Source organism: Bacteroides acidifaciens, from assembly GCF_024623065.1.
GTDB lineage: Bacteria > Bacteroidota > Bacteroidia > Bacteroidales > Bacteroidaceae > Bacteroides > Bacteroides acidifaciens.
Map to the genome: position 1 here is coordinate 1 of NZ_JANJZR010000161.1, position 2,397 is coordinate 2,397.

Here is a 2,397-nt window from a genome sequence, read left to right on the forward strand (position 1 = left end):
AAGGAACAAACCGGGAGGTCGCCCGGCAAAAAGCCGGATAGACAAGCAGAACCGGGTAGTCAGCACGAAACTGACCGAGTTACAGTTCTACGCAATCAGGAAGCGAGCCACCGAAGCCGGGCTGCACGTCAGCGAGTACGTCCGGCAGGCGGTCGTTTCGGCAGAGGTAACGCCCCGGCTGAACAGGCAGGATGCGGACACTATCCGCAAGCTGGCGGGCGAAGCCAACAACATCAACCAACTGGCGCACCGGGCGAATGCCGGAGGATTCGCACTGGTGGCGGTGGAATTGGTGAAACTCAAGAACAGGATTGTCGAAATCATAAACCAACTGTCGGATGATTGGAAAAATAAGAAAGGGAAGCGGATTTAAAGGCTGCGTGAACTATGTACTCGGCAAGGAACAGGCAACCTTGCTTCATGCGGAGGGAGTGTTAGCCGAAAGCAACCGGGACATCATACGCAGTTTCATACTGCAAGCCGGGATGAACCCCGACCTGAAAAATCCTATCGGACATATTGCGCTAAGCTATTCCCCGGTGGACGCACCCAAGCTGACAGACGGGAAAATGGTACAGTTTGCGCAGGAGTACATGCGTGAAATGAAAATCACCGATACGCAGTACATCATCGTGCGCCACCAAGACCGGGAACATCCACACGTGCATATCGTGTTCAACCGCATAGACAACAACGGCAAGACCATTTCGGACAGGAACGACATGTACCGCAACGAGCAGGTATGCAAGAAGCTGAAAGCCAAACACGGGCTTTATTTCGCTAAAGGCAAGGAGCATGTAAAGCAGCACCGTTTGAAAGAGCCGGACAAATCCAAATACGAGATTTACAATGCCGTAAAGGATGAAATCGGGAAATCAAGGAACTGGCAACAGTTACAAACCCGGCTGGCAGAAAAGGGTATCGGGATTCATTTCAAGTACAGGGGACAGACTGGCGAAGTGCAGGGCATATCCTTTTCCAAAGGCGAATATACGTTCAAGGGTTCGGAGATAGACCGCAGTTTCAGTTTCTCCAAGCTGGATAAATGCTTCGGGGATGTGGGGCTGAACACTGCCGGAAACAATCAACAGACGGTTTCCGCACCAGTTCAGGAGCCAGCGCAGACACCGGGAAAAGCCGACGGTCCGTTACTGGCAGGCTTGGGCGGTCTGTTCTCCGCTTCATCCTCTCCGGCTGATGATACGCCCGACAATCTCGGTGAAAGAAAAAAGAAGAAAAAGAAACGACACTTAAAATTATAGGAACATGGAAAAAAATTTAATTTTGGAGGGGCTTCTCTCTATGGTCACGGAACTGAAAGAACGGCAGGAGAAGCAGGTAACGCCAGCCAGCCGGGAGGAAATGATTAACCGACTGGACGTTATCGAACAGCGCATTTCGGATATGCAGGGCAAATCCGGCATTCCTGAAAACATGGTGCAGGAGATTCTAAACCAAATCGGCAGTATCGGAAAAGGGCAGTCCGAGAACCAAAAACAAGACCTTGAAGATATAAAGGGGCTTATCGTGACCTCACACCGATATTTCAAGGAGTGGTTAAAGGTGTTGTTCCCGGCTGATGATACACCAGCCGGAGAAATAACGCCCGTTTCATGGTACGACAAACTGACATACCGGGTAACTCCCTATTTGAAGCCCAAGTTCTTTCTTCTTTCAGCAGGGATAATCATTTGTCTTGTGTCGCTTGCATTGAATGTGCGGTTTATACAAAGAATGCAGCGGTTACAGGACAACGATATAAAATACCGCTATATCCTGATGAAAGGAAAGGCAGACGGCAGCAGCCTTGATTTGCTGGAAACGAGGTTCAGCAGGGAACGGGACAACGATTTCATCCGAAGCCTGACCGATTCGGTGAAAGGCTTTGAATACCGTAGCAGGAAGCAGGCGGAAGCGTTGGAACGGGCAAGACTGTTGAACGAACAAGCCGAGCAGCTAAGGGAGCAAGCCGACAAGCTGGGCAAACCATAAACCTAAAGCGAAGCCGGAGCAGAACCGCCCCGGCTTTCTAATTCACTTCTTTTTCTTCGTGCAGTGTTCTTTCTCGAACTGGCGCAGCGTGGTGACGCTGAACCGCTCCTTGATGAACTCCCGGACATCGGAAGCCTTGTAGTACACTTTTCCGCTGATTGTGAAGTACGGTAGCGCACCGATAGCCCGGTAGCGTTGCAGGGTCTTGATGCTTACTTTGAACAGCAGGCACAAGTCTTGATTATCCAGCAGGTTGTCATCTTCGGGCAGCACCCTGTCGGCATTGCGCAGTACCCGTACATCCTTGCAGAGTTCTTCCAGTTTGGCGTACAACTTCTGCATCCATACGCTGAAATCGTCATTCTCTATATACATGATTGCTTCATTTTTCTGATTATACATTAT

4 protein-coding genes are annotated in these 2,397 nt (G+C 50.2%); 3 read left to right on the plus strand and 1 reads right to left on the minus strand.

The window, feature by feature from the left end; genetic code table 11:
* The 3 genes from NSB03_RS20375 to NSB03_RS20385 all read left to right on the plus strand — a co-directional run.
* Positions 1-373 (plus strand): MobC family plasmid mobilization relaxosome protein (locus NSB03_RS20375; RefSeq protein WP_024988867.1); only part of this gene is annotated, 373 nt, incomplete at its 5' end.
* Positions 339-1,262, plus strand: a complete 924-nt coding sequence (locus NSB03_RS20380; RefSeq protein ID WP_024988868.1) for a relaxase/mobilization nuclease domain-containing protein — start codon at positions 339-341, stop codon at positions 1,260-1,262. The genes NSB03_RS20375 and NSB03_RS20380, both read left to right, overlap by 35 nt.
* Before the next feature lie 4 nt (positions 1,263-1,266).
* The gene (locus NSB03_RS20385; RefSeq protein WP_135039419.1) at positions 1,267-1,992 is read left to right on the plus strand and encodes a hypothetical protein; all 726 of its coding nucleotides are present in this window, start codon (positions 1,267-1,269) and stop codon (positions 1,990-1,992) included.
* A gap of 42 nt (positions 1,993-2,034) precedes the next feature.
* Here NSB03_RS20385 and NSB03_RS20390 read toward each other — a convergent pair whose 3' ends face one another.
* The gene (locus tag NSB03_RS20390) at positions 2,035-2,367 is read right to left on the minus strand and encodes a helix-turn-helix domain-containing protein (protein ID WP_005646002.1); all 333 of its coding nucleotides are present in this window, start codon (positions 2,365-2,367) and stop codon (positions 2,035-2,037) included.
* Between the last annotated feature and the right edge of the window lie 30 nt (positions 2,368-2,397).

Excerpts from the sequence above, each read along its gene's own strand:
- NSB03_RS20380 (WP_024988868.1), top strand. The coding sequence starts at position 339 with ATGATTGGAAAAATAAGAAAGGGAAGCGGATTTAAAGGCTGCGTGAAC.
- NSB03_RS20385 (WP_135039419.1), top strand. The coding sequence starts at position 1,267 with ATGGAAAAAAATTTAATTTTGGAGGGGCTTCTCTCTATGGTCACGGAA.
- NSB03_RS20390 (WP_005646002.1), bottom strand. The coding sequence starts at position 2,367 with ATGTATATAGAGAATGACGATTTCAGCGTATGGATGCAGAAGTTGTAC.